The following is a 26,586-nucleotide window of genomic DNA, read 5'->3' as shown; positions in this document are numbered from 1 at the left end:
AGGCCTAATCGACGAGCTCGACTTCCTGCTTGTCAGGCGCGGCCGACGGCGGCTTGCCGTGGTCGTCGAAGTCCAGCGTGACCTTGTTGTCGTCGTCCAGGTCGACCGTGACCGTGCCGCCGTCGACCAGCTTGCCGAACAGCAGCTCGTCGGCCAGCGCGCGCCGGATGGTGTCCTGGATCAGGCGTTGCATCGGACGGGCGCCCATGAGCGGGTCGAAGCCTTCCTTGGCCAGGTGGTCGCGCAGGCGCGTGGTGAATACCGCTTCCACGCGGCGTTCATGCAACTGGTCTTCGAGCTGCATCAGGAACTTGTCGACCACGCGCAGGATGATCTCGCGATCCAGCGGCGCGAACGGGATGATCGCGTCCAGGCGGTTGCGGAATTCAGGCGTGAACATGCGGCGGATTTCCGCCATTTCGTCGCCCACCACCCGCGAGTTGGCAAAGCCGATGGATGGACGGTTCAAGGTTTCGGCGCCCGCGTTCGTCGTCATGATGACGATGACGTTGCGGAAATCCGCCTTGCGGCCGTTGTTGTCCGTCAGCGTGCCGTGGTCCATGACCTGCAGCAGGATATTGAAGACGTCCGGGTGGGCCTTTTCGATTTCATCGAGCAGCAGCACGCAGTGCGGCTGCTTGGTGATGGCTTCGGTGAGCAGGCCGCCCTGGTCGAACCCCACGTATCCGGGAGGCGCGCCGATCAGGCGCGACACCGCATGGCGTTCCATGTATTCGGACATGTCGAAGCGCAGCAGTTCGACGCCCAGCGTGAACGCCAGCTGGCGTGCGACTTCGGTCTTGCCCACCCCGGTCGGGCCGGAGAACAGGAAGGCGCCGATCGGCTTTTCCGGCTTGCCCAGGCCCGAGCGCGCCATCTTGATGGCGGCCGCCAACGCGTCGATGGCGTTGTCTTGCCCGAAGACCACGGTTTTGAGGTCGCGGTCCAGCGTGGCGAGCTTGCTGCGGTCGTCGTTGGAGACGGACTGCGGCGGAATGCGCGCGATCTTGGAAACGATGTTTTCGATGTCGACCTTGCCGATCACCTTCTTCTGGCGCGAACGCGGCAACAGGCGCTGCGCGGCACCGGCCTCATCGATCACGTCGATGGCCTTGTCGGGCAGGTGGCGGTCGTTGATGAAGCGCGCCGACAATTCCGCGGCGGCCGACAGCGCGGCGGCGGAATAGCGGACATTGTGGTGCTCTTCGAAGCGGCTCTTCAGGCCGCGCAGGATCTGCACGGTCTGTTCGACGCTGGGTTCCGGCACGTCGATCTTCTGGAAGCGGCGCGACAGTGCGTGGTCTTTTTCAAAGACGCCGCGGTATTCGGTGTAGGTGGTGGCGCCAATGCACTTGAGCTGGCCCGAGGACAGGGCCGGCTTGAGCAGGTTGGACGCGTCCAGCGTGCCGCCCGAGGCCGAACCGGCGCCGATCAGCGTGTGGATTTCGTCGATGAACAGGATCGCATCGGGGTTGCCGCGAATCTGCTTGAGCACGCCCTTCAGACGCTGTTCGAAATCGCCGCGGTACTTGGTGCCCGCCAGCAGCGCGCCCATGTCCAGCGCGAACACTTGTGCAGCTTGCAGGATCTCGGGAACTTCACCGCGCGTGATACGCCAGGCCAGGCCTTCGGCGATGGCGGTCTTGCCCACGCCGGCCTCGCCGACCAGCAGCGGGTTGTTCTTGCGGCGGCGGCACAGCACCTGGATCACGCGCTCGACTTCGTGCTCGCGTCCGATCAGGGGGTCGATGCGGCCAGCCAGCGCCGCAGCGTTCAGATCGGTCGCGTACTGGTCCAGCGGCGACTGGCGCGATTCGCCCTGCTCTTCACCATTGGTCTGCTGCTCTTTCTGCACGGCGGCGGACTCCACCTGTGGCTGTTTGGTAATGCCATGCGACAGAAAATTGACGACGTCCAGCCGCGTGACGCCCTGCTGTTGCAGGTAGTACACGGCGTGCGAATCCTTTTCGCCGAAAATGGCCACGAGCACATTCGCGCCGGTCACCGGCTTCTTGCCGGTGCCGCCCGCGGACACATGCATGATCGCGCGCTGGATCACGCGCTGGAAACCCAGCGTCGGTTGCGTGTCGACTTCTGCGCCGCTGGGAATCACCGGGGTGTTTTCCGAAACGAACTGGCGCAGGTTGCGGCGCAGGTCGTCAAGGTTGGCGGCGCAGGCGCGCAACACTTCGACTGCCGAAGCGTTGTCGAGCAACGCCAAGAGCAGATGCTCGACGGTAATAAATTCGTGCCGGGCCGAACGGGCCTCGACGAAAGCCATATGCAGGCTGACTTCAAGCTCTTGGGAAATCACGCTTCCTCCGTAACGCATCGAAGCGGTCAAATACACGATTCATATTCTATGCCGATCATGGCGTAACGCCAGCGATTTCAAAAACCACACTATCGTGGCGGCCTTGCGAGTCCATGACGGTAAGCGTATACCGGCCGTCTTGCGCCAGCACTAGATTAAACGAACGACCCGACACGCCATGGCCAACCACGCGACCGTCGAGCATCCACCATACTTCGCCTTCGGCGCCCTGCACATCCACATCCAGCGCCACCTGCTTGCTGCCCGGCACGGGCCGCAACACCGAGCCCGTCGCCACGCCTCCCAGGCGCAACGGCCCCTGCGAAGCGTCGGCGTAGCCGGCAAACGACGGCGGCACCGTTTCGTTCAGAGCCCAGGCGGCGCGCTGTTCCGGGCATGCGCCCGACGGCACGCTGCCCAGCTTGTAGCCCAGCGGCCAGCACGTCACGACGGGCTGCACCGTGTCGGGCCGGACGCGGACATGCTGCGCGCCTTCCGGTAGCGCCGCCACGATGTCCTGCAGTAGCGGCGCCGCCACATTCGCCCCAAAAAATCCGGGGTTCGGGGTGCCGTCCGGGCGGCCTACCCATACTCCGATTGTCCAGCTGTCGGTCACTCCGATCGCCCAGGCGTCCCGGAAACCGAAACTTGTCCCGGTTTTCCAGGCCAGTTGGCGAGCCGGGCTTCCCGACTGGTAGAACGGCCTGTCCGGGTGGCCGCCGCCTTCGAGAATGTCCCGGACAATCCAGGCGGCGCCAGCACTAATCATACGGGACTCGACCCGTGGCTGCTCCGGACGCAGCCGGGGCCGGCCGGAGATGCCGCCGCGGGCCAGGGCCCGGTAAGCACCCACCAGTTCTTCCAATGTGGTGCCACCCCCGCCCAAAATCAAGCTCAGATTGGGCTCCGCGCCGGCAGGCATTCGTAACCAGACGCCGCCTTTGAGCATAACCGACGCAAAACGGCTGGGTCCGACGCGATCCAGGAGGTCCACGGCGGGCACGTTCAGCGAGCGTTGCAGGGCCTGCGACACACTGATCGGGCCCGAGAACGCCGCCTGGAAATTGCCCGGGGCGTAGCCGCCAAACGACATCGGCGCATCGATCAGCAGGCTTTCCGAGTGGATCAGCCCGTCATCCAGCGCCTGGGCGTACAGGAAAGGCTTCAGAGTAGAACCCGGCGAGCGCACGCCACGCACCATATCCACGTGGGCGTATCGGGAATCATCGGAGAAATCGGCCGAACCGGCGTAGGCCTTGATTTCCAGGGAGTCGTTGTCCATCACCAACACGGCCATGGACACCTTGGGCGGCAGGTTGTCGACCCGGTCCAGCAGCATGCGCTCGACCGAGGCCTGCATGTCGGCGTCCAGGGTGGAAGTCAGCAGCGGCGGTCGGGTGCCGGGGCGGCGCGGCCCGCCGGTCTTGCGGCCCGCTTCCTGCAGCAGGCGCTGCGCGGCCAACGGTGCCAGCCAGCGGGCCCGCAGCGGCGGCGCCACGACGCGCTCGATCTTGGCGTCGGCCACTTCCGCAGACGTCCAGCGGCCCAGTTCCACCATGCGGTCCAGCACCTTGTCGCGCGCGGCCTGCGAGGCCTCGGGATGGCGGTCCGGCCGCAACCGCGACGGGGCCTGCGGCAAGGCGGTCAGCATGGCGGCCTCGGCCGGGCTGAGATCGCGCGCCGGCTTGCCCAGCCACAGGCGCGAGCCCATCTCCACCCCTTCCACGATGCCGCCCATGGGCGCGTGGGTCAGGTACAGCGACAGGATCTCCTCCTTGCTGTAGTGCATTTCCAGCTGCACGGCGCGCCAGGCCTGGCGCAGCTTGGCGGCCATCGACCGCGACGGCTTGCCGGCCAGTTGGGGGTCGATCAGCCGCGCCACTTGCATGGTCAGGGTCGAGCCGCCCGAGACGATACGGCGGTTGGTCGCCCATTGCCAGCCGGCGCGCGCCAGCGCCACGGGATTGACCCCGGGGTGCCAGTAGAACCAGCGGTCTTCGTACGTGAGTAGCGTATCCAGGTAGTAGGGAGACACCTGGTCCGGCTTGACCGGGTAACGCCAGATGCCGTCGCGGCTGGGATAGTTGCGCAGGGGCGTGCCGTCGGCGGCGACCACCACGGCCGCGCCGCCGGAATCGATGGGGGGCAAGGGATACAGGCGGTCGAACGCGAATAACAACGCGGCCAGCGCAAACAACACGCTGGCCGCGTAGATGCCGCGCCGCCGCCAGCGGCGGGCGCGCGAAGCGCCCGCCGACGGGGTGGCGGCGGCGGTCAAGGACGCTGCTTGGCGCCGCGATCGCGGATCTCGACCGTGCTCCATTGCTCGCCTACGCCACGGATCTCGGGCCGGTACATGTCTTCGGCCACCGTCGAGGGCACCGCATAGCGGCCCGGCGTGACGACCCGCACGAGGTAGAACACATCGACCTTGCCACGGCCCAGCGATACCGCCGCAACATAACGATCATCGCGGAATTCGCGGTGCTTGATGTTGGGGTCGGCCATCGCGTCGGCCACGCGGCGTCCGCCGATGCTCCAGTCCTGCATCTCGGGGCTTTGCGACAGGTTCAGGTTCTCGACTTCGAAGCCGGCGGGCACGCGGTCCACCAGCAGGCCGTCCGGAATGTTCTGGTTGGCGCTGGCCTGGACCCACACCACCAGCATGTCGCCGGTCTGCAACGTGCCGCCATCCCATGGCTTGCCGTCAGGACGGTACCAGCCACGCTTGAGCTGGATGACGTCGTTGCGCGGCGCGGGCACGGACATGGGGCTGCCCTGGATGTCGTACTCGATGAACAGCGACTGGCTGCCGGTGTTGACCAGCTGCGTGCCCGCCAGCTCGGCCGCGGTCAGCGACACGGTCTGGTCGGACTTGCCGCCGGTCAGCGGCTTGCGTGCGCCATTGACGGTCAGCGTGGCTTCCCAAGGCGTGCCCTTGTCGCCGCCCGCGGCGCGCGCGGCCAGCAGCAAGGCCATCTGCTCTTGCGTCGACAGGTACGAGCGGTTGCCCAGGCGCGCAGCCAGCTGCGACATCAGGTTCTCGACCCGATCGTGGCGCAATTGGTACTGGTTGGCCAGGGCATAGGACAGGGCGTAATCACGCACGGCGCTGCCGTAGTCGCCCATCCACTCGTCGTAGTAGGCGCTCTGGCTGCGGCGGGTGATGCCGTATTCGCGCGCCATGGCCTGATCCAGCGCGGTCTTCATGCGCCCTTCGTCGCCCATCAGCTTGAAGGCGGCAGCCAGCTGGATCAGGGGCAGCGGCGAACGCGCGCGTTCCTGGTAGTTGTCGAACAGCTGGCGCACCGTGGACAGCGGCGCCTTGTTGTCGCGCGCCAGCACCAGCACGGCGGTGGCCAGGCCGGCAAAGCGGCGATGGTCTTCGCGCAGCGTGTTGATGTCGCCACTATCCAGGCGGCCCGATTCGACGTTGCGCTTCAGGTTGGCCGACCAGGTGCCGAACGAACCGCTGCTCTGCTGCACTTGCTCGAGCAACCACTGGCGGGAACGGTCGAGCGAGGCCTCGGGCACCGCAAAGCCCTTGTCGCGGGCGTCCTGCAGGAAGCCCACGGCATAGGCCGTCAGCCACACATCGCGCGAGGACGAGCTGCTCCAGAGGTTGTACGAACCCACGGCGTTGCGCATGCCCGACAGGCGGCCGATGGCGCCGGCGACCTTGGCTTCACGCTCGGCCTGAGTGCGCGGCTTCAGGCCGAACTGCTTGGCCGTGTCTTCGTCCAGCATGACCCAAGGCAGTGTCGCGCTGATGGTCTGCTCGGTGCAACCGTAGGGGTAGTTGAGCAGGCCTTCGACCAGGCGATTGACGTTGAACGGCGGACGGTTCGATACCGTCAGGCTGACCGTGGTGGAGTCCGGATAGTAGGACGCGATCCACGAAGCCTGCGGCGCATTGGATTCGCCCGGGTTCAGGCGCAGGCGACGCACCTGCCGCTCGGCCGCGTAGGCCGGCTGCACCTGCAGCACCGACTCGCGCACGATGTGCACGGGCTTGCCGCCACCCTGCCCGTCCACGGTCAGGCGGATCAGGCCCAGCCCGTACGAGCCGGTGGTGGTGGCGTTAAAGCGCAGCGTGGTGCGTTGCTTGTCCTTGAGCGTCACGGTACGCGTGCCGTCGACGATGCCCAGCGGGTCCAGCGCTTCCAGCTTGACCGTCACCTTTTGATCGGCGCCGCTCAGGTTGGTAACGTCCAGCGCGATGGCGGCCTGGTCGCCCGGGGTGATGAAGCGCGGCGTGTTCAGTTCGGCCACGATCGGCGCCGCCACCACCATTTCGGTGTCGGTGCTGCCGAAATTGTCCGGCGTGAACGCGACGGCCATCAGGCGCAGCGTGCCGTTGAAGTCGGGCAGGTCCAGCGGGATGTCGGCTTCGCCCTTGTCGTTGAGCTTGACCGGACCCGAGAACAGGTCAACCAGCTTGACCTTCTTGGGCAGGCTCTTGCTGTCGCCGCGCATGGCGGCGTCACCGCCCCACTTCAGCTTGCCCTTGGTGCCGTCCATCTTCTCGATGAGCTTGCCGTACATGTCCAGCAATTCAGGCGCGTAGCGGTGCTTGCCGAAGAAGAAGTCCAGCGGATCGGGCGTGCGGTACTGGTTGATGTTGAGAATACCGACGTCGACGGCCGACAGCGTCACCATGGCCTGCTTGCCCTGGGCGCCGTCCACCTTCACACGGACCGTGGTTTTGGTTTCGGGTTCGGTCTTGGCAGCCGCCGTCAGCTTGACGTCCAGCTTGCGATCGGCGCTGGCGATCGGCAGGAACGCCAGGCCCAGCGCGCGCGCCGGGGTCACGCGGTCGCCTTCGCTGCCAGGACGGAACACCGCCGCGGCCACGTACAGGTCGTGACGCTTCCAGGTCTTGTCGATGGGGATTTCAACCTGCGTACCCGTCGCCTTCACGGCCACCCAGGTGGACCACAGCATGCGGTCGCCTTCAACGGTGACCAGCGCCTGGCCGTCATGCGGCGGCGTCAGCGTGACCTTGACGGTGTCGCCCGGCTTGGCCGGCACGCCTTCAAGTTTCATCTGGACGCGGTCGGGGCGGTTGCCCATGGCGTCGGCATCCTGCGCGTTCCAGCCCGCATAGAAGCGGTAGCGCAAGGTTTCGCCCGTTTCGGGGTCGGTGATTTCCAGACGATAACGGCCCCACTTGACCGGCACGGTCAGCTGGGTGCGGTCTTTCAGCGCGATCTCGCGCGAATCGACCAGTTCTTCGGTTTCGGTGTAGCCGCTGTTCCAGCCGCGCTGGTCATCGAAGCGCCAGTAGTACTGGCGTTCTTCGCGATACAGGCGCATCTGGGCCTGGGCCAGCGGCATGATCTTGCCTTGCGCATCCACGCGCAGCACTTCGAAGCCGGCGGGCGCGCCTTCGCGGGCCACGTCGCTGTCGAACTGCGGACGCACGGCGATCAGCTTGTCGGCGGGCCAGACGCTGCGTTCGATGGAACGCACCACCGGGCGGCCGCCCGATTCCAGCAGGCTGGCCGACACCCGCACCTTCATGGGCGAATGCGTGCCATCGGTGCGCGGCTCGACCTCGAGCTGGGCGGCGCCGGTGGAATCCAGCGCGGCTTCGGGCAGTTCCTCGAAGTGGCGGCGGGTATCGTCAGCCACGTCGCCGAAGATGAAGCCTGGCCATTGCTGCGGCAGGGCAAAGCGGTCGCGCTTGACCTGGAAGCTGGACAGCAGGCGGTTGCCGGCGGCGGGTGCGCCATACAGGTAGTCGCCCTGCACATCGACGGTCAGGGTGTCGTCGGGCGACAACACGTCCTGGTCGGACGTCAGCGCCATCTTCATGCGTTCGGGCAGGAATTCCTCGACCTGGAACTTCCACGAGGCATCGGCCACGCGCGAGGCGGGGTCGACGCGCAATTCCAGCATCCAGGCGCCGGTCTGGGCGTCGGGCGGCAGGTCAATGGCGCGCTCGACGTAGCCTTGCAGGTCCTTCGCGGGCTGCCAGAGCGTGGTCGACACCACGCGGCCGTCGGGGCGCTTGATCGTGGCGGTCAGGGGCGCGGCCGGCATGACGCGGCCGTCCAGGTCGCGCGGCAGCACCGACACGTGGAAGGTTTCGCCGGGCCGGTACAGATTGCGGCCGGCATAGACGAACAGGTTGTTAGGGCGGGAAATATGGCCGCCCGTGTCGAATTCAGACAGGTCCAGCGCCGGTTCGGCCAGGGCCAACACCGTCATTTCCTTGTCGCGCGAGGCACGGATGACGCGCGCATTGGTGAAGCTGCCTTCGAAACGCACGTGGCCCTGGGCGTCGGCCTGGGCCTTGGCCAGCGACTTGCCGGCGCCATCGACCAGTTCGAAGACTGCGCCAGAAATGGCCTGGCCGGTCTTCAGGGAAACCGAATAGGCCTCGATGCGGTCGGTATAGCGGCGGGCGTGCAGGCCGATGTCGCTGACGTAGAAATAGGTGACCTGGTATTCATAGCGGAAGCGGCCGGGCTGGCTCATCACCGCAATATAGATACCGGGTTCCTGCAATTCCTTGACGCCTTCGACGGGCAGGAAGGTAACGTGGCGGCGGTTGGGCTTGTCGTCCGTCAGGAAGCGTCCCTGGTAGACGCTGGTGGTCAGCGAATTCAGGCGATCCAGGTCCCAGTTGCTGACCGAGCCCTTCAGGCTGCGGTTGTCGGAATAGCGCCAGCCATCTTCTTCGTCGTAGCCGCCCACGCTGTCGTCGTCATCCGACGAGGCGTTGCTCGTGTTGCGGCCGATGCCCAGCACCGATTCGAACAGTTCCGGCACGCGCTCGGGCGCGACACGCAGGAACTGCACGTCGACCTCGGGCACGTTGACGGTGGCCACAGGCAGGCCGCCGTTCTGGCCGGCCGGCAGCACCACGCCGCGGCTGGCAAAATAAAACGAGGGCGGCATGGCTTCGGTGGTCACTTCGCAGTGCGAGGCCGTGGCCAGGGTGACCTTGTCGCCGGCGCCCGGCAGGCCCGCACGCACCGAGATGGCGTACGAGCGTTGCGGCTGGACGTAGGGGAAATAGACCATGCGGGGGTTGTCGCCCACCACCCAGTTACCCTGCACGACCTTGCCCTTGGGGGCCGAGTCGCCGGGCTTGACGGACGCGGGCTGGTCGCCGGGGCGAGAGGCCTGTTCGCTGTCCTGGTCGGGTTTGCCCGAGGCGGAGCCCGTGTCGATGACCTGCAGGAAGCTCTCGAGCTTGGCCTTGGAGTCGACCGGCTGGGTAAAGGTGATCGCCAGCGCCAACGAATCGTTGTATTGGCGCGGCTGGCAGTTCAGCGCGGCGAAGGGATCGGCGGCGCCGACCGTCGCGGACGCCGGCAAGGCGGCGGGCTTGGATTCGGTGGGAGCCGCGGTCGTTGCCGCAGGTGCGGACGTTGTCGCCGCAGGCGCCGTGGGCGCGGCGGACTGACCGCCCTTGCCCATCCACCAGCCCACGCCCAAGGCGCCGGCCAACACGATGACGCCGGCTACCGCCAGCCAGGTCTTGCTGTTCTTTCCACTCACGGCAAACCTCCCCGCCTACTCGAATGCGTCGCTCCTTTGCGGCGGAGCTGCCGACCTGCCCCGCGCGCTTCTCGGTGCGCGGGCCCTGCGGTACTACCCTGTGCAGCACAACGCCGCCTGTTGCGGCGGCGTTTTTTTCTATGTTCTAAACAGGTTCCATCACGCATTGCAGCGGATGCTGGCGCGCCCGCGCATACTGCGCCACCTGGGCGATGCGGGTCGCGGCAAGGTCGCGCGGATAGACTCCGCAGACCCCTCGGCCTTCGTGATGCACCTGCAACATGATCCGGGTGGCCTCTTCGTGGTTCTTGTTGAAGAACTTTTGCAGCACCTTGACGACAAATTCCATCGGCGTGTAGTCGTCATTCAGCAACAGGACCTGGTACATCGGAGGCGGCGCAACGCGTGCCGGCGCCTTCTCGACGGCCAAATCATGCTGGGTATCCAAGGTAGAACTCATAGGGCGGCTATTCTATTTAATCAGGGGACGGCTTGCATGTAACTTACGCAAAATTACACGTAGAAATGCGTAGTTTCCATACTTGACTCCGCAAAGAAAAGCGGCGCATTATCCACGCATTCTGGGGTTTTCAGTTCACCGAAAACCTGCCAGGAGGCCGGAGGGGGGACAGGGGTCTAGGCCGCGATGCCCTTCTGTCAACATACGATTCAATGAGGCAGTCCGCATGTCTGATACGACCGCAACCGCCGTCCAAGGGGACAATCCCAAATCGACGGGCACCGTCAAATGGTTCAACGATGCAAAGGGGTTTGGCTTCATTACGCCCGACGACGGCGGTGAAGATCTGTTCGCCCACTTTTCGTCCATCCAGATGAATGGTTTTAAAACCCTGAAAGAAGGCCAGAAAGTGGCATTCGAGATAATCCAGGGGCCCAAAGGCAAACAGGCGCTCAATATCACTGCTGCCTGAGTTAACCTTTTAAAGTGCAACGGTAAGGTTGCGCCATTATCAGGCGGGGCTTTCGGGCCCCGCCTTGTTATTTTCTAATTACTGCGATTACCGCATCTGGTCATGCTGAAGAATGCTGCTTTGTTTCACATCAGTCGTACGTTGTTCAAGACAGCGTTCATTAAAGCGGCATCGCGCAGCGCGTTTTGCGCGCTGCTGAGCGTTACCGCGCTGGCCCTGCCCGCGGCGGCTGGCGCCCAGGCCCCGGGCGGACCGCAAGCGCCCTTGCCCACCACGCAACTGGCTGCCGGCATCCATATTATCCGCGCAGAAGTCGCCAACACGGAAGCCACCCGCCGCGACGGCCTCATGTTCCGCAAGGAACTGCCCGGCAACGACGGCATGCTGTTCGTCTTCGAGCAGCCCGACGTGCAGTGCTTCTGGATGCGCAACACCATCCTGCCCTTGTCGATCGCTTTTATCGCCGACGACGGCACGATCGTCAACATTGAAGACATGGCGCCGCAGACCGACGACGCCCACTGCTCGAAGAAACCGGTGCGCTACGCGCTGGAAATGGCCCAAGGCTGGTTCGATGGGCACGGCATCAAGGCTGGCCGCAAGATCGACGGATTGCCCTGAGCGTCCGCGCGCATCGCGTGCCGAATCATAAAGCAAGGGAGCCCGAGGGCTCCCTTGTTGTTTGGCCGCCCGGCGGGCAAGCGGACCGGGCCGGCCTGGAACACGGTTGACTTTCGCGCCCCCGGCCGCCCTCGCGTCAGACGCGTTCGATGATGAGGGCGATGCCCTGGCCCACGCCGATGCACATGGTGCACAGCGCGTAGCGGCCGCCCGTGCGGTGCAGCTGGTTGATGGCGGTGGTGGCCAGGCGGGCGCCGCTGGCGCCCAGCGGGTGGCCCAGCGCGATGGCGCCGCCGTTGGGGTTGACGCGCGGATCGTTGTCGGCGATGCCCAGTTGGCGCAGCACGGCCAGGCCCTGGGCGGCAAACGCTTCGTTCAGCTCGATGACGTCCATTTGGTCCAGCGTGAGGCCGGTCTGGGCCAGCACCTTGCGGGTGGCGGGCGCCGGGCCGATGCCCATGATGCGCGGCGCGACGCCGGCGGTGGCCATGCCGACCACGCGGGCGCGCGGCGTCAGGCCGTGGCGGGCAGCGCCCTTTTCGTCGGCCAGCAGCAGCGCGGCGGCGCCATCGTTGACGCCCGAGGCGTTGCCGGCGGTGACGGTGCCGCCTTCGCGGACCACGCCCTTGAGCTTGGCCAGCGCTTCCAGGCTGGTTTCGCGCGGGTGCTCGTCCTTGGAGACGACGATCGGATCGCCCTTTTTCTGGGCAATGGAGACCGGCACGATTTCGGTGTCGAAGAAGCCTTCTTTCTGGGCGCGGGCCGTCTTTTGCTGGCTGGCCAGCGCGAACAGGTCCTGGTCTTCGCGGTTGATGTTGAAGTCGTCGGCGACGTTTTCAGCCGTTTCGGGCATGGAATCGACGCCGTACTGGGCCTTCATGAGCTTGTTGATGAAGCGCCAGCCGATGGTGGTGTCGTAGATGGCGGCGCTGCGCGAGTAGGCGCTGTCGGCCTTGCCCATGACGAAGGGCGCACGGCTCATGCTTTCGACGCCGCCGGCCAGCATCAGGCCGGCTTCGCCGGCGCGGATGGCGCGGGCAGCGCTACCGATGGCATCCAGGCCGGAACCGCACAGGCGGTTGACGGTGGCGCCGGGCACTTCGACCGGCAGGCCGGCCAGCAGCGTGGCCATGCGAGCGACGTTGCGGTTGTCTTCGCCGGCCTGGTTGGCGCAGCCGAGGATGGCGTCGTCGATTTCTTCCCAGCGCACGTTGGGATTGCGCGCCACGAGGGCCTTGATGGCTACGGCTGCGAGGTCGTCGGGACGCACCGAAGCCAGCGCGCCACCATAGCGGCCGAAGGGGGTGCGGATCGCGTCACAAATATAGGCATGCACGGTCATGGGAAGCTCGAAATGAAGTGAAGAAATCGAATGTCGTCGATCTTAACGCAGCGGTTTCGCGCCAAGTTGGTGCACCGTTGGGATGTCCGCAGCACGGACAGTGTCCAGCAGCTGTTCACTCTTGCACCATGATGAGGCCGACCTGGCGGCGGTGCTACGAGGACGCCGTGCCCGACTTGGCCGCGCGTGCGGCATCGACGATGGCTTGCCGCCGGAAGCGGCCCGCGGCCAGGTGGTAGAACGGTTGTGGGCAGAATTGGCGCGACACGCCCGAGGCCAGCAGCGATCCGACAAGCAGCCAGAACAGCATGGGCTGGCTGCCCGTCATTTCCATGACGACGACGCTGGCCGTGAGCGGCGCCTGCGTGGCCGCGGCCAGGAAGGCGGCCATGGAGATCAGCACCAGCACGCGCTGGTCCACGCCCTCGCCCGCCAGTTGCCAGATGTGGTGGCCGATGCCGGCGCCGGTGGTCAGCGCCGGGGTGAAGATGCCGCCCGGAATGCCGGCCCAGTAGGACGCCACGGTGGCCGCGAGCTTGGCCAGGCCGAACCCCGCGGGCAAGGCGTCGTGCGCCTGGCCCGACAGCAGATCGGCCGCCGCGCCGTAGCCCGTGCCGTAGACGCTGCCGGCGGTGGCCAGGCCGATCAATGCCAGCACCAGGCCCATGGCGAAGGCCGTCCAGATAGGATGCGCGCGGATCCAGCCGCGCCATTTGGCCGGGGCCATGCCGGCCGCGCCCTTGCCCAGCAGCCGCGCGAAGATGCCGCCAAGCGCGCCGTTGAGCAGCGCGCAGCCGATTACCCAGCCCAGCATGCCTTGCGTCAGCGGCGCGCCGCCGAACATGCCGAAATACGGGTTGTTGCCGGCCACCGCCACCACCAGGAAACCGGCTGCCAGCACGCCGATCAGCACCAGGCGTTGCCAGCGCAACACGGTGCCGCGCCCCAGTTCTTCGATGGCGAAGATGACGCCGGCCAGCGGCGCGTTGAAGGCCGCGGCCAGGCCGCCGGCCGCACCGGCCGCGATCAGCTCATTGGTGTGAAAACCCCGCAACTGCATACCGCGGCGTTTCCAGAAATTGCCCCAGGCCAGCATAACGGCGGCGCCCACCTGCACCGACGGGCCTTCGCGGCCAATCGACGCACCAGCCAGCATGCCGAAGAAGGCCAGGGGGATTTTCCACAGCGCCTGCGCCAGCGAGACCAGGCTGTGCTGGCTGGGGCCGGGCGGCAATGACAAGGCGCCAATGACTTGGGGAATGCCGCTGCCGACGGCATTGGGTGCGAACCGCAAGGTGGCCCACCGCAGGCCGGCCAAAGCGCACGGCAGCACCAGCAAGGCCAGCCAACCATGCGCCGCGGTCCATTCGCGATTCCATTCCAGCGCGCGGTCGGCCAGGTAGGCAAAACCCAGCGAAACCAGCGCCACCAGCGCCGCGCCCCCCAGCAGCAGGGCCATCTGCACGCTCTTGCGCGACAGGCGGTTGGCCTGGCGCACCTTGCGGCGCAGGAAGTGGCGGGAGCCGGTGGCGATACGGCGCAGGGGGGTGGGCAGGTTCATGGGCGCGGGGTGGCGGACGCTAGCAAAACGTGCCTAACCTTACCACCGCCGCCTGACTGGCAGCCCACAACACGCAGGCTAGAACGTGGACCAGTCGTCGTCCGAAGCGCGGGCCAGCGCCGGGCGCGCCGTGGCGGCCTGCGCCGCGGCAGGCTTGCGCGGCGCGACCGGAATCGCCCGCACCAGGCGTGCCTGGGCCGTGCCAGCCGAGCCGGCGTCGCCGCCGGCATCGACCTTGAAGCGGCGCACTTCCTGCGCCAGGCGACCGGCCTGCTCCTGCATGCTGGCCGCGGCCGCGGCGGCCTCTTCGACCAGCGCGGCGTTCTGCTGCGTGACGGTGTCCATCTGCGCCACGGCCTGGTTGACCTGGCCGATGCCGGAAGACTGCTCGGCCGACGCGCTGGATATCTCGCGCACCAGGATCGCCACCTGACGCACGCTGTCGACCACTTCGCGCATGGTGCGGCCGGCCTCGTCGACCTGGCGGGTACCGCCTTCGACGCGATTGACGGACTCGTCGATCAAGGCCTTGATTTCCTTGGCCGCCACGGCCGAGCGTTGCGCCAAGGTGCGCACTTCCCCGGCCACCACGGCAAAGCCGCGGCCCTGCTCGCCCGCACGCGCCGCTTCCACGGCGGCGTTGAGCGCCAGGATGTTGGTCTGGAACGCGATGCCATCGATCACGCCGGTGATGTCGGCGATGCGGCGCGAGCTGTCGGAAATGGCGCTCATGGTCTGCACCACGCCTTCGACCACTTCGCCGCCACGCACGGCCACGGTCGAGGCCTGCGTGACCAGGCGTTCGGCCTCGCTGGCGTTGTTGGCGTTCTGCTGCACGGTGCTGGTGAGCTCTTCCATGGACGCCGCGGTTTCTTCCAGCGACGAGGCCTGCTCTTCCGTGCGTTGCGACAGGTCGGAGTTGCCCTGCGCGATCTGCGAGGATGCGGACGCAATGCTTTCACAGCCGTCGCGTACGTCGCGCACGATGCGCGCCAGGCTTTCGTTCATGGCCTTGAGCGCGCCCATCAGGTCGCCGGTTTCGTCACGCGTGGCCACCTGGATGGCGGTGGTCAGGTCACCCGCGGCCACCTGACGCGCGGCCGTCACGGCCTGCTGCAAGGGGCGCACGATGCCGCGCGTCACCAGCCAGCCCAGCAGCATGCCGACCGCCACGCCGACCACGGCCAGCACGATCATGATGAAGCGCATGCTTTCGTACAGATCGGTGCCGGCCTGCACGGATTGCGCAGCGACCTTTTCCTTGCCCACGGCCAGGTCGGTCATCAGATCGTCCAGCTTCTGCGACGAGGCGATGACGCGCTTTTCGATGGCGTCGACCTTGGCGTCGGCCTGCGTCAATGAATGCGCTTGCGCGGCGGCGAAGAATTCGGCCGCCTCACGCTTCCAGACCTGCTCGGTTTCGGCGAACTGCGCCAACAGGCGCTTGCCCTCTTCCGCGTGGAAATTGGCAGCGGCCTTGTCGCGCAGCATGTCCATGGTCTTGACGGCATCGTCGAACTGCTTGCGCAGGGCCTGGCGTTCTTCCTGCGTCGACGCGGCCAGGTAGCCGTTGCGGGCACGGCCCGCGTAGATGAGGTTGATATTGGCTTCTTTGATGTCCGAGATGCCGCGCAGCTCGGTGTCATAGAGCCGGTCGTTCATTTCGTTGATGCGGGCCAGTCCCCACACGCCAAAGGCGCCGATGGCGCCGCCGATCACCGCGACCAGCAGGAACGCACCCGACAGGCGCGCGCCGATACGTAAACCCGAAAAATACCGCAACATGCTTCCCATCCCGTTCAATTGCCACGGTTTATGGCGGGCATGCCGCAGTCATTGGCCCCGTGGCTCAGTCGCAGACCGGGGGCAACGATAGCGTTTGCGATTTCCTGGGAGAACCCTGAAGAAACGGCTGTTTATTCTTCATTTCGCCGCAATGAACTCGACAATCGACACCCTGTGCAGCCCCTCCGCCCCGGGACGAGGCGTTGCTGAATTCTGGCTGAACAAAATGAAAGGCCTCTCGTGCAACGAGAGGCCTTTTTCAGTGCGATCCGATCGTCGCGCGACCGGCCCGGAGGGCGATCACGCAAGGATCGCGACGCGGCGCCGATCAGGCGAAGTTCTTGGCCGCGAATTCCCAGTTCACCAAGGCCCAGAAGTTTTCCAGGTACTTGGGACGGGCGTTGCGGTAGTCGATGTAGTAGGCGTGTTCCCAGACATCACAGGTGAGCAGCGGCTTGTCGGCCGTGGTCAGCGGGGTGGCGGCGTTGCTGGTGTTGACGATGTCGACGGAGCCGTCGGCCTTCTTGACCAGCCAGGTCCAGCCCGAACCGAAGTTGCCGGCAGCCGACTTGTTGAAGGCTTCCTTGAAGGCATCGAAGCTGCCCCACTTGGCATTGATGGCATCAGCCAGCTTGCCGGTGGGAGCGCCGCCAGCCTTGGGGGCCAGGCTGTTCCAGTAGAACGTGTGGTTCCAGATCTGTGCGGCGTTGTTGAAGATGCCACCCGAGGACTTCTTGACGATGTCTTCCAGCGACAGGTTCTCGAACTCGGTGCCCGGGATCAGGTTGTTCAGGTTCGTGACGTAGGTCTGGTGATGCTTGCCGTAGTGGAACTCCAGCGTCTCTTTCGAGATGTGCGGAGCCAGTGCGTCCAGTTCGTAAGGCAGGGGGGGAAGAGTATGTGCCATGTGTGGGTTCCTTCTGTTGAGTGCACGATCAAGCCGTTCAATTGTATCGGCAACTCTGCGAGGATACCGTGTTAACCCCGCGGTGGCGCGGGGTTAAGAGGTATGTGTTTATGACCGCGGCACGTAAACGCTACTCTTTCTCATATCGCAGTTCGCGACCGCCTTGCGAGGCCGTCAATGCGCCATCTTCACGTAATGCCAATGTCATGTGCAAGGGCGTGAGACTGGCGGCTTCGGGCACGTCCAGATCGACGCGCACAGACCGCGCCCGGGCATCCAACTTGCTGACGTCGACATCGTGCCAACGCGCGCCGGCAGGCAGCGGCACGTAGACCGCCAGGGCCTTGAGCTGGCCCGGGCCGATGGGTGCGCTGACGCCGTCAGCGCCTTCGGACTGCCTGGGTGTGCCGGCGAAATCACCGGTGGCCGACGACATGGCCACGTCGACCTTGACCGGCCGGCCCTGGTAGTAGACGCGCACGGTCATGCCATCGCCCTCGGCCGGCAGCGTGTCGGCGCGCACGCCGGCAATGGCGGAGAAAGGCTGGATCGGCGGCGTGTCCAGATGAATGGTCTTGCCGTCGCTGCGCCATTGGCCGCTGGCTTCGATATCGACCGCGCCGTAGCTCATCAGGTATTGGAAGCGGCCGTCTTCGGTCAGCAGCAATTCGCTGCCCACTTCGCGCATGCCGCGCAGATAGTAGTGGCCGGCGAGACGCGCCGCTGCCTTGGCGGCCGTCTTGTTCGCGGCCGACGCGGGCGGGCAGTCTTGCTTGACGACCACCCCGGCGTTTTGCAGCGCCACTGCGAAGGCCGGCGCGGATTGGCAGGCCAGCGTCTGCGAGAACGACTGCCCCTGCGGCGCGGCGGCGCCCTCGAAGCGCGCCTTGTAGCGCGCCAGCAGCGCCAGCAGCGCGGGCTGCCCGGTTTCCAGGGCGACCCACGCGGGGCTGCGGCCACGCATATCCGCTGCGTCCGCATTGGCACCCGCGGCGAGCAAGGCGTCGGCGAGGTCGGCGCGGCCGATCTGAATGGCCTCGACCAGCGGCGTCTCGCCGCGGTCCGTGGGCGCATCGAGCGACACGCCCGCGGCCTTCAGGCGCGACAGCACATCGACGACGGTATCGCGGCGCGCCACCGCCAGTTGCCGATCACGCAGCAAGGCAGACAGCAGCCGCTGCGGCAACGCCCCACCCTCTTGCACGCATTCGCCGTGCGCGCCGGTGAAGCCCGCCGCCTGCAATTGCGCGAAGTAGCCCGGCCGATCGAGCAGCGCGTATTCACCGCCGTCGGGCAGACAAGCGGCCGCAAGCGTTTGCCCGCTGCCCTCTGCCACCCGATTCACCAACTTGATATCGCCGGCCGCCAGCGCCGCGTTCAACAGCGCATAACGCGCCGGCGAGCGGGGCAGGCGCGGATCGTCGAGCTTGGCGCCCGCTTGCAGCAGGCGTTCAAGCACGACGCCATTGCGGCTGGCGATTGCCCAATACAAGGCGCTGCGCCCTTCCGGTGCCAAGCCCAGCGGGTCGGCGCCCTTGGCCAGCAGCGCATCGACCATGGCGGGCTGGTCCGAGGTGACGGCGACCATCAACGGCGGCACGCCCTGGCGGTCGAAAGCGTCGTCCTTGGCGGTGGCAGCAACGGCCGGCGGATTGACGGGCACGCCCGCGTCGATCAGATACGTCGCCATCGCGGTATCGCCAATTTCCAGCGCCTGGCGGATCGCTCCGGCGTCCAGCGATTTCGGGTCCAGGCCTGCATCGACCAACTGTCGCAACAGCGCAGCGCCCTGCTTGCCGGGCTGGCGCAAGGCCTGCGCGACGGGCGAGTGCGCAGGATCGGCGAGCAGCGCCTGCAAGGCTACGCGCGGCGTTGCGACCAGCAGGTCGCGCAGCAGCGCGGGATCGTCGGCTTCGATGGCGCGTTCGAGCGCGGTCTTGCGGTCGTAGCCCTGGCGCAGCAGCGCGGGGTTGGCCCCCGCCGCCAGCAGCGCCCGCGCGGCATCGGCCTGGCGCGCCTGCACGGCATCGGCCAGCGGCGTGTCGCCGTATTGTTCGGCAGGGTCGCCTTCCACCGGCGCGCCCAACGCCAGCAGACGCTTGAGGGTCGCCACATCGCCCTTGCGTGCGGCCAGGTTGAGAATCGGCCGAGTATCCGCCTCCATGCGAACGAACACCGCGGTGTCGTTGCCGATCTGCGGGCCACGCTGCCCAAACGGCATGCCGGTGCGCAGCAGCGGCGCGGCGATGTCGCCGTGCCCGGTGACCACCGCGGCCTGCGCCGCGTCCAGCCAGAGATCGATATCGCCCGTTTCGCCGTAGCCCGTGGCCGGCGTGGTGCGCGGCCCCAGTTCCATCAACGCGGACACGGCGCCCGCGTTGCCGGTATAGGCGGCCAGCGCCAGCGGGCTGATGCCATCGCCATAAGCCGGCGTCGTGCCAGTGGCGGCCAGGGCACGCACCACGTCGGCCCCTTCGGTCAGCTCCACCAACGCCGGCCAGGCCAGGTAATCGGCGGCAAAGCGCGGCTGGCCCTGCGCGTCCTTGAGCGCGCTGCGCGTGACGTCATCGGAGTGGTCATCGACATAGGCAAAGGGACGCGGGGCCCCGGCCTTGAGCAGCGCCAGCACCATGCGCGTGGTGTCCTGGCGATCGACCAGACGCGGCAGGTAGGTCATGCGCACCGCGAATTCGAAATCGCGGTTGAGCAGGAAGTCCAGCGGCGTGCGGTTGTCATCGCCGCGCTGATCCGCGCGGGCGCCGGCTGCCAGCAGCCTGTCCAGGATGTCGGGCGATCCGTACAGCAACGCCAGTTGCACCGGCGAGCGGCGTGATTCGTAGGTGATGTCGTTCAGGGGCGGCTGGGTGGCCAGCAAGGCCGCCAGCATGCGGGTGCGCACCGGCAAGGCGTCGCGATGGGCCTGGCGCAGTCGCGCCGCATCATCGGCTGGCATGTCCCAATACACGTGCTTGCTGCGCGGCCACGGCGGCGTGAGCAGCGCATGCAGCAGCGGCACACCTTCGCGAGCATAGTCGCCGGGCCGGGCCACTTTGGCCAGGGCCGCGGTGAAAGCGGCCTCGTCGCCCGCATCGACCGCGGCGAACATGGCGCGGGTGTCAGCGGTATCGGCCGCCTTGTACTCGCGGTAAGGCGAGTTGCAATCGCAGGCGTCCTTGCCGCCTTGCGCGGGGTTGGCAGCGGGCGCGCGGGCGTGGGTTTCGGTCTTGCTTGCCGCCTTGGTCTTGTCCGCCCCCCGGGCTTGCGCTGGCGGCGCGAACCCGGCAGCGCCCAGGGAAAGCGCAACGGCCAGGGCCGTCAGCGTGACCGCCTGGCGCGCGCCGCGCCGGCTCTTGCGTGGTGTCTCTTGCAGCATTGTTCCACCCCAGGACCTGCAGGAACTTCAGGAGGCCTCGCGCGTCTTGCGTACCTGCGTGACGTCGACCGTGGCCCCCCCCTGAGCGAAGCTGAGGTCCAGGCCCTGCCCCGGCGCCAGGTCGGCGGCATCGCGCACGATGCGGCCGTCGGCATCGCGGGCAATAGCATAACCGCGGGCCAGCGTGTTGCCGGGGTCCAGGGCGCGCAGTTGGGCGTTGGCTGACGCCAGACGGTTGCGTCGTTGCACCAGCAGGCGCGCATGCGCCTGGCCGAGTTGCCGCGTGACGGCCGCCAGGCGGTCGGCGGCGCGGCCGGTGTCGGGCACGCGGTGCGCCAGGCGCTGCGCCAGCAGATTGACGCGCGCATTGCGGCGCGCCTGCGGCCCCGCCCAGGCAGAGGCCAGGCGGAAGCCCAGGCTGTTCAAGCGTTCGCGCTGATGTTCCAGGCGCTGGGCCGGCGACACCAGTTGCGCGCTGGCGCGATCCAGGCGCTGGGCGGCGCGTTCCAGGCGGCGTTGCTGGCCGCGAGCCATGGCCTGGGCGCAAGCCATGACGCGGCCCAGTAGCTCCGAACGCGGCACGCAGGCCAGTTCAGCCGCCGCCGTGGGCGTGGGCGCACGCACGTCGGCCACGAAGTCGGCAATGGTGAAGTCGGTTTCGTGGCCCACGCCGCTGATGACCGTGATGGCGCTGGCTGCGATGTCGCGGGCCAGGCCCTCGTCGTTGAAGCTCCAGAGGTCTTCGATGCTGCCGCCGCCACGCACCAGCAGCAGCGTGTCGACTTCGGCCCGTTCGTTGGCCAGCCGCACCTGGGCGGCCAGCCGGCCGGCCGCGTCCGCGCCCTGCACTGGCGCCGGGTAAATGATGACGGGCACCTGCGGCGCGCGGCGGGCCAGCGCCGACAGCACGTCGCGCAAGGCGGCGGCGTGCAGCGAGGTCACCACGCCGATGGCGCGAGGCAGCGGCACCGGGTCGCGCTTCATGGCCGGGTCGAACAGCCCTTCGGAAGCCAGTTGTTCCTTCAGGCGCAGGAAGGCCTCGTACAGGTTGCCGATGCCTGCCCGGCGCATGGCATCGACCTGCAATTGATAGTCGCCCCGCGGCTCGTACAGCGACACCCTGGCCCTGATTTCGACCTGGTCGCCGGCCCGCGGCACGAAGCCGACCGCACTGGCGCGGCCGCGGAACATGACTGCCCGCACCGAGGCGCGGCTGTCCTTGAGCGTGAAGTACCAATGCCCGGAAGCCGCCTGCGTGAAGTTGGAAATCTCCCCGCGAACCCACAGCGCCGGGATGCTGCGCTCCAACAACTGCCCCACCGCTTGGTTCAGCTGGGCAACTGTCAGGATATCCCGCGCGAATACGTTGTTTGTGACTGTAAGTTCAATTGTCATAAGGCTTTCCGATGCGTACCTGTCCACAGGGCATACGTAGCGGGCCGCAATGATACCGCGTCCTGGCATTTTTGCCGCCGCTGGCCTGAAAGCCAGCAAATTCGGTGTAAATAGCTGTTTTTTATGGGTTTTTTATAAAACCAGCACTGCTCGAATTTGAAGCAAACAAGCGCAACCCCTGTGCCCACAAGCGTTCCGGCGAAGTTTTGCACAGAATTATCCACAATTTCTGTGGATAGATTTGGGGGTCACCCGCCCTTGCCACATCCCCGCCGCGCCGTTACAGTTTCGGCTTGATCAGATGCTGGATGAGGGCTTGCGCCCCACCCCGGCGCTCCTGGAGTTGACCGCTTTGCTTTCCATCTTGCGCGAGGCCGGCTGGCCGATCTGGCCCCTGCTGGCGACGTCCGTGCTGGGTCTTGCGCTGATATTCGAGCGCTTCCTGTCGCTGCGCCGCAGCCAGGTCCTGCCGCGCGGCCTGAATGAACAAGTGGCCGACATGCTGCGCAACCACCAGGATTCCCCGGAAGCGCTGAACCGGCTGGAACGCAATTCGCCGCTGGGCCGGGTGCTGGCCGAGGTCATGCGCCACCGCCACCTGCCGCGCGAGGAACTGCGCAGCGTGGTCGAAGACACCGGCCGCGCGGTCGCCCACGACCTCAGCCGCTACATCCCCGCCATCGGCACCATCGCCGTGGTGGCGCCGCTGATGGGCCTGTTCGGCACCGTGGTCGGCATGATCGAAATTTTCGGCTCGTACACGCCCGGCGGCGGCGACCCCGCCCAGCTGGCGCGCGGCATCTCCATCGCCCTGTACAACACCGGCTTCGGCATTCTCATCGCCATCCCCGCCATGATCGCCCACCGCTACCTGCGCAGCCGGGTCGACGGCTACCTGAATGCCATGGAACTGTCCGCCTCGCGGCTGGCGCGCGCCGTGGCGCCCGCGCCTGCCCCGCGCGAGGGGCGTTCATGAATTTCCGGGGCTCCCGGGGCGACCGCGACGAGCTGGACATCAACCTGATTCCGCTCATCGATGTCCTGCTGGTCATTCTCATCTTCCTGGCGGCGACCACCTCGTTCGCCCGCTTCACGCAGCTGAAAGTCACGCTGCCGCAGGCCTCGGCCGACCAGGAAACGCCGCCCGCGCTGGAAGTCGCCGTCAGCCAGGACGGCCGCTACGCGCTGAACGGCACGCTGATCGACGTCTCGACGCCGCCTGAAATCGCCGAGGTGCTGCGCCAGGCTGCTGCTGGCAAACCGGAAGCCTTGGTGGTCATCAACGCCGACGCGCAGGCCACCCACCAGTCCGTGATCAACGTCATGGAAGCCGCCCGGCTGGCCGGCATCGCCCGCGTCAACTTCGCCGCCCAGACTACCCGGTGAGCGCGCGCCCTTCCAAGGCCTCGCTGCTCGCCCGCCAATGGCAGCACGGCGGCTGGCTTTCCACCCTGCTCCTGCCGCTGTCCGCGCTGACCGCCCGCGTGGTGGCCAACAAGCGCGCGCGCTATCGCGACGGCCGTAAACAGGCCTACCGCGCGCCGGTGCCCGTGGTCGTGATCGGCAACATCTACGTAGGTGGCACCGGCAAGACGCCGATGGTCATTGCCACGGTGCAAGGCCTGCGCGCCCGCGGCTACACGCCGGGCGTGGTCAGCCGCGGCTATGGCGTCAAGGTCGGGCCGGATGCGCGCGTCGGGCAAGGCGAACTGGCCGCAGCCCAATTCGGCGACGAGCCGGCGCTGATCGCGCGCGCCACCGGCGCGCCGGTGGCCGTGCATCCGCGCCGTGCGCTGGCCGCCCAGGCGCTGCTGCGGGCCCATCCCGACATCGACGTCATCGTGTCCGACGATGGCCTGCAACACCTGGCCCTGGCGCGCGACATCGAAATCGTGGTGCAGGATGCACGCGGCGTGGGCAACGGCCGGCTGCTGCCCGCGGGACCGCTGCGCGAGCCGGCCAGCCGGCTGCGCGAGGTGGACGCGGTCATCACCAATATCGGGCTGCCCGATGGCCGCCCCGCGGCCTCGTCCGGCGAACGCCCCCGCCAGGTCGCCATGTGGCTGGAACCCGGCGACGCCCGCCAGATCGAAAGCGGCGCGACCCGCCCGCTGGCGGCGTTCGCCAGCCAGCCGAACGTCGCCGCCTCGGCAGGTATCGGCAATCCGGAACGTTTCTTTTCGACCTTGCGGGCGCAAGGCATCACGCTTGATGCCACCTTGCCGCTACCCGACCACCATGATTACGCGGAATCGCCGTTCAAGACCCTGACCGCGCAGACCGTGCTGGTGACCTCGAAAGACGCGATCAAGTGCGCCGCCTTGCACGACGCGCGCCTGTGGGAAGTGCCGGTGCAGGCCGGCTTTTCCGACCCGCAGTTGTTCGATTGGCTGGCGCAAGCGTTGCGCCAGCCTGCCCGCTAGCGCCTCGTCCACGCGGACCAGGCGCCCCCTTTCAGAAAAACGCCGGCTTGGCCGCGCTGCGGCGGCGGGCGTATTCATCCAGGTTGCGGCGACGCACGCCGGCGGCACGCCAGCGCGTCAGCGCCAGCGGCAGGTGCACGGCCACCAGCAAGACCGCCAGGACCAGCCACAGCAAGCGCGCCGCTGCCGGCCAGGGGTCGGCCAATGAACGCCAGGCATCGATGCCGATGACGGGCGCGCCCGAGCCCTCGCGGTCCACCGCCGTGACCAGACCGGAGATCTCGAACGGCATGGCGCCGTCGGCCGACAGCATGGCCACCTGGCGCTGCCATGCCTGCAGCACGTTCGGCGTCTGTCCGCCTTCCAGCGGCTGCGGCAATTGCGCGTAGGGGCCTGACCTGACCTGGAGCACGACGCCGCCGCGCTGGCGTTCCATCAGGCTGCGCGCCGACTGATCCACCGCGGCCTGCACGACGGGTTCCATGCTCGACTGGGCCAGATTGCGCATCCGCTCGGCATGGCGCATCAGGAACACGCCTTCATCGGTATTACCTTGGCGCTTGAAGGCGCCATCGCGCGCCAGCTTGAACAGTTCCAGCCAGTTGGCAGGTTCGTCGCGGGTCAGCATCAGCGTGTCGGCCATCTCGGCCTTCATGCGGTCGCAGTCGGCGATCGCCTGGCCGGTGGCGGCCTCGCAGGCCTGCTCGACGGTGAGCACCGTGTTGGTCAGCCGTGTGACCGTCAACGCCGACACGTTGCGCGCGTTGTAGGCGGCCAGCGGATTGCCCGCCATGCTGTTGTAGATCTGGCTGCGCACCAGCATGTCCATCATGGGATTGGGCCGCGTCTTGAGAAAGGCGCCTGAATAGAGTTGCAGCACTGCCGGGTCCAGGCGCAATTCGTCGGCCGACGCGGCATCGCCCTGCCAGCGCAGGCGTTCACAATCGAACTGCATGGCCTCGGACCGGTAATCGTCCGGCCGGAATTGGCATCGGCCTTGCCCGCGCAACGACACCATGTCACCGACGGCCGGCGGGTCCTGCGCCAACGCGGCGGCCGACGCGTAGGCGCGCGGCTCGGCACCGCGCAGCCACGCGGCGGTCTGGGCGATATCACCTTGCAGGCTGCCGCCTGGCGTGGACAGCAATAGGGCCAGCGCCGCGCCGCCCAGCAGGCCGACCAGCGCCAGCGTCACATGCCGGCCCCAGAACACCCGCGGATAAAGGCGCTGCTCTTCATCCACCGAATAATTGCTGCCCAGGCGCAGCACCGCGTAATCCTCGACCCGCAGATCCAGGTCCACCCGCCCGTCCTCGGGCAGTTCCAGATTGGCGCGCCAATGGTCCGGCAGCGTGACGGGCAGCTTGTCGCCCAGGAACAATTGGGTGGACACCGCCTGGGCGTTGGCCGGATTGGTCAGCACGATGGCATTGAGTTCGCCGCGCGCGCGGTTGACCTTCCGCGGCGTCCCAAGCGACGGGCGGCGCCAGGTCAGCCACAGCGCCAGCAACGCCGGCGCGGCCGCGGCAGCCAGCCACGGCACGCCGCCGCCCACGCCGGCAATACCGATGCAGACGAACGTGACGACCCACAACAGCGCCGGCCAGAAACCGATGCCGCGCGAGCGCCGCTGGGCGATCTCGGCCGGCGTCTCGTCGCGCTGGCTCAGGATCTCGACCCGCATCGCGTCCGCGAATTCGCGTTCGGCCTCGGCGTCCGGCCCCGCCGTCTCGGCATCGACCACGTCCTGCAAAGCGCCCAGTTTGCCGCCGGCCCATTGCTGGTTCTGCTTCTGCCGGCGCGCATCGCGTTCACGACCGCCGGCCAGATCGAATTCGCCGTTCAGGGCGACCACGATGGCGAATTTGTCCGTCATGGCGACTTCGGCCTGGTTGTCTTCGCGCAGAAAATCGCGTGCATCGTAGGGCAGCACCACGTCCACGCCCCCCAGCGTGTCGTGCAGGGTCGTCGCGCCGTGCGACGTGCCCAGGCCATGGCGCACGAAGGCGCCACGCAGGGGAAACACCCCATCGCCGAGCAGCTGGGCGGTTTTCTTGGGATTCGCCGGGTAAACCAGGAACGGCTGCAGCAGCGCCTGTTCCTCGGCGCCGAGACGGCGCAGGGGCTGCCCTTCTTGCTTGAGTTCGCGCAGTGCGCTCTTGTTGTCGCTACGGCGAACCATGTAGGTAATGCCGCTGATGACCGACCAGATCAGGATGATGAGGAACAATCCGATCCGAATGGTGTTGGAATCCATCGCTATCCTCTTTCTAGGAATCGCGGCGGATGATAGCCATGATCTGTCCCGAAATATGTAGCGCCCGCGTCAAAACATGACAATAATTAACAAGCTACGCAATCGCGCGCCTTTTTTGCTGCGCGCTCGACGCCTGATCCCGGCCGGGCGGCGCCCAAACTGTT

The 26,586-nt window shown here is 67.0% G+C and carries 16 protein-coding genes; 5 read left to right on the top strand and 11 right to left on the bottom strand.

Annotated features, from left to right (window positions below):
- Window positions 1-4: 4 nt before the first annotated feature.
- From clpA to clpS, 4 genes are all read right to left on the bottom strand, one after another.
- The gene (clpA, locus tag AC3WMR_RS12970) at window positions 5-2,314 is read right to left on the bottom strand and encodes an ATP-dependent Clp protease ATP-binding subunit ClpA (protein ID WP_492265343.1); all 2,310 of its coding nucleotides are present in this window, start codon (window positions 2,312-2,314) and stop codon (window positions 5-7) included.
- Between the two features lie 55 nt (window positions 2,315-2,369).
- Window positions 2,370-4,592 carry a penicillin-binding protein 1C gene (gene pbpC, locus AC3WMR_RS12965; RefSeq protein WP_492265342.1) on the bottom strand — a complete coding sequence of 741 codons (2,223 nt, stop codon included), beginning with the start codon at window positions 4,590-4,592 and terminating at the stop codon, window positions 2,370-2,372.
- Entirely contained in the window at window positions 4,589-9,745 is a 5,157-nt protein-coding gene (locus AC3WMR_RS12960; RefSeq protein ID WP_492265377.1) for an alpha-2-macroglobulin family protein, read from the bottom strand. Before AC3WMR_RS12960 ends, pbpC begins: the two co-directional genes overlap by 4 nt.
- A 226-nt stretch (window positions 9,746-9,971) precedes the next feature.
- Window positions 9,972-10,286 carry an ATP-dependent Clp protease adapter ClpS gene (gene clpS, locus AC3WMR_RS12955; RefSeq protein WP_025135841.1) on the bottom strand — a complete coding sequence of 105 codons (315 nt, stop codon included), beginning with the start codon at window positions 10,284-10,286 and terminating at the stop codon, window positions 9,972-9,974.
- 226 nt (window positions 10,287-10,512) lie between these two features.
- On the opposite strand from clpS, the gene AC3WMR_RS12950 reads away from it, so the two are divergent.
- Together AC3WMR_RS12950 and AC3WMR_RS12945 are read left to right on the top strand one after the other, a co-directional pair.
- Window positions 10,513-10,758 carry a cold-shock protein gene (locus AC3WMR_RS12950; RefSeq protein WP_006220277.1) on the top strand — a complete coding sequence of 82 codons (246 nt, stop codon included), beginning with the start codon at window positions 10,513-10,515 and terminating at the stop codon, window positions 10,756-10,758.
- A 102-nt stretch (window positions 10,759-10,860) separates the two neighbouring features.
- Entirely contained in the window at window positions 10,861-11,379 is a 519-nt protein-coding gene (locus tag AC3WMR_RS12945; RefSeq protein WP_492265341.1) for a DUF192 domain-containing protein, read from the top strand.
- Between the two features lie 136 nt (window positions 11,380-11,515).
- Here AC3WMR_RS12945 and pcaF read toward each other — a convergent pair whose 3' ends face one another.
- From pcaF to xseA, 6 genes are all read right to left on the bottom strand, one after another.
- A complete protein-coding gene (pcaF, locus tag AC3WMR_RS12940; protein ID WP_492265340.1) occupies window positions 11,516-12,721 on the bottom strand; it encodes a 3-oxoadipyl-CoA thiolase in 1,206 nt (401 codons plus the stop codon).
- 154 nt (window positions 12,722-12,875) lie between these two features.
- A complete protein-coding gene (locus tag AC3WMR_RS12935) occupies window positions 12,876-14,282 on the bottom strand; it encodes a chloride channel protein (RefSeq protein ID WP_492265339.1) in 1,407 nt (468 codons plus the stop codon).
- Window positions 14,283-14,360: 78 nt separating this feature from the next.
- Window positions 14,361-16,067: a methyl-accepting chemotaxis protein gene (locus AC3WMR_RS12930; RefSeq protein WP_492265338.1), complete on the bottom strand. Its 1,707-nt coding sequence runs from the start codon at window positions 16,065-16,067 to the stop codon at window positions 14,361-14,363.
- Between the two features lie 328 nt (window positions 16,068-16,395).
- Window positions 16,396-16,974, bottom strand: coding sequence for a superoxide dismutase [Fe] (sodB, locus tag AC3WMR_RS12925; RefSeq protein WP_025135836.1), 579 nt, complete (start codon window positions 16,972-16,974; stop codon window positions 16,396-16,398).
- A gap of 130 nt (window positions 16,975-17,104) precedes the next feature.
- Complete coding sequence (locus AC3WMR_RS12920) at window positions 17,105-20,347, bottom strand: ankyrin repeat domain-containing protein (RefSeq protein WP_492265337.1); 3,243 nt, start codon at window positions 20,345-20,347, stop codon at window positions 17,105-17,107.
- A gap of 27 nt (window positions 20,348-20,374) precedes the next feature.
- Window positions 20,375-21,742: an exodeoxyribonuclease VII large subunit gene (xseA, locus tag AC3WMR_RS12915; RefSeq protein WP_492265336.1), complete on the bottom strand. Its 1,368-nt coding sequence runs from the start codon at window positions 21,740-21,742 to the stop codon at window positions 20,375-20,377.
- Between the two features lie 352 nt (window positions 21,743-22,094).
- Between xseA and AC3WMR_RS12910 the strand changes: the two genes are divergently transcribed.
- From AC3WMR_RS12910 to lpxK, 3 genes are read left to right on the top strand one after another with little or no spacing between them, the layout of a single operon-like run.
- Window positions 22,095-22,718 carry a MotA/TolQ/ExbB proton channel family protein gene (locus AC3WMR_RS12910; RefSeq protein ID WP_492265335.1) on the top strand — a complete coding sequence of 208 codons (624 nt, stop codon included), beginning with the start codon at window positions 22,095-22,097 and terminating at the stop codon, window positions 22,716-22,718.
- A complete protein-coding gene (locus AC3WMR_RS12905; protein WP_492265334.1) occupies window positions 22,715-23,128 on the top strand; it encodes an ExbD/TolR family protein in 414 nt (137 codons plus the stop codon). The genes AC3WMR_RS12910 and AC3WMR_RS12905 overlap by 4 nt, the downstream gene beginning before the upstream one ends.
- A complete protein-coding gene (gene lpxK, locus AC3WMR_RS12900; protein ID WP_492265333.1) occupies window positions 23,125-24,165 on the top strand; it encodes a tetraacyldisaccharide 4'-kinase in 1,041 nt (346 codons plus the stop codon). Before AC3WMR_RS12905 ends, lpxK begins: the two co-directional genes overlap by 4 nt.
- Before the next feature lie 31 nt (window positions 24,166-24,196).
- Here the strand turns inward: lpxK and AC3WMR_RS12895 are convergent, their stop codons facing one another.
- Window positions 24,197-26,422 carry an IgaA/UmoB family intracellular growth attenuator gene (locus AC3WMR_RS12895; RefSeq protein ID WP_492265332.1) on the bottom strand — a complete coding sequence of 742 codons (2,226 nt, stop codon included), beginning with the start codon at window positions 26,420-26,422 and terminating at the stop codon, window positions 24,197-24,199.
- Between the last annotated feature and the right edge of the window lie 164 nt (window positions 26,423-26,586).

Source organism: Achromobacter sp. FW305-C-28 (genome assembly GCF_058783235.1).
The sequence above is the reverse complement of the archived record's forward strand: the minus strand, read 5'-3'. Positions and strand labels throughout refer to the sequence as shown.

Coding starts and splice junctions, on each gene's coding strand:
- AC3WMR_RS12960 (WP_492265377.1), bottom strand. CDS start 9,745: ATGGGCAAGGGCGGTCAGTCCGCCGCGCCCACGGCGCCTGCGGCGACA.
- clpS (WP_025135841.1), bottom strand. CDS start 10,286: ATGAGTTCTACCTTGGATACCCAGCATGATTTGGCCGTCGAGAAGGCG.
- AC3WMR_RS12950 (WP_006220277.1), top strand. CDS start 10,513: ATGTCTGATACGACCGCAACCGCCGTCCAAGGGGACAATCCCAAATCG.
- AC3WMR_RS12945 (WP_492265341.1), top strand. CDS start 10,861: ATGCTGAAGAATGCTGCTTTGTTTCACATCAGTCGTACGTTGTTCAAG.
- pcaF (WP_492265340.1), bottom strand. CDS start 12,721: ATGACCGTGCATGCCTATATTTGTGACGCGATCCGCACCCCCTTCGGC.
- AC3WMR_RS12935 (WP_492265339.1), bottom strand. CDS start 14,282: ATGAACCTGCCCACCCCCCTGCGCCGTATCGCCACCGGCTCCCGCCAC.
- AC3WMR_RS12930 (WP_492265338.1), bottom strand. CDS start 16,067: ATGTTGCGGTATTTTTCGGGTTTACGTATCGGCGCGCGCCTGTCGGGT.
- sodB (WP_025135836.1), bottom strand. CDS start 16,974: ATGGCACATACTCTTCCCCCCCTGCCTTACGAACTGGACGCACTGGCT.
- AC3WMR_RS12920 (WP_492265337.1), bottom strand. CDS start 20,347: ATGCTGCAAGAGACACCACGCAAGAGCCGGCGCGGCGCGCGCCAGGCG.
- xseA (WP_492265336.1), bottom strand. CDS start 21,742: ATGACAATTGAACTTACAGTCACAAACAACGTATTCGCGCGGGATATC.
- AC3WMR_RS12905 (WP_492265334.1), top strand. CDS start 22,715: ATGAATTTCCGGGGCTCCCGGGGCGACCGCGACGAGCTGGACATCAAC.
- AC3WMR_RS12895 (WP_492265332.1), bottom strand. CDS start 26,422: ATGGATTCCAACACCATTCGGATCGGATTGTTCCTCATCATCCTGATC.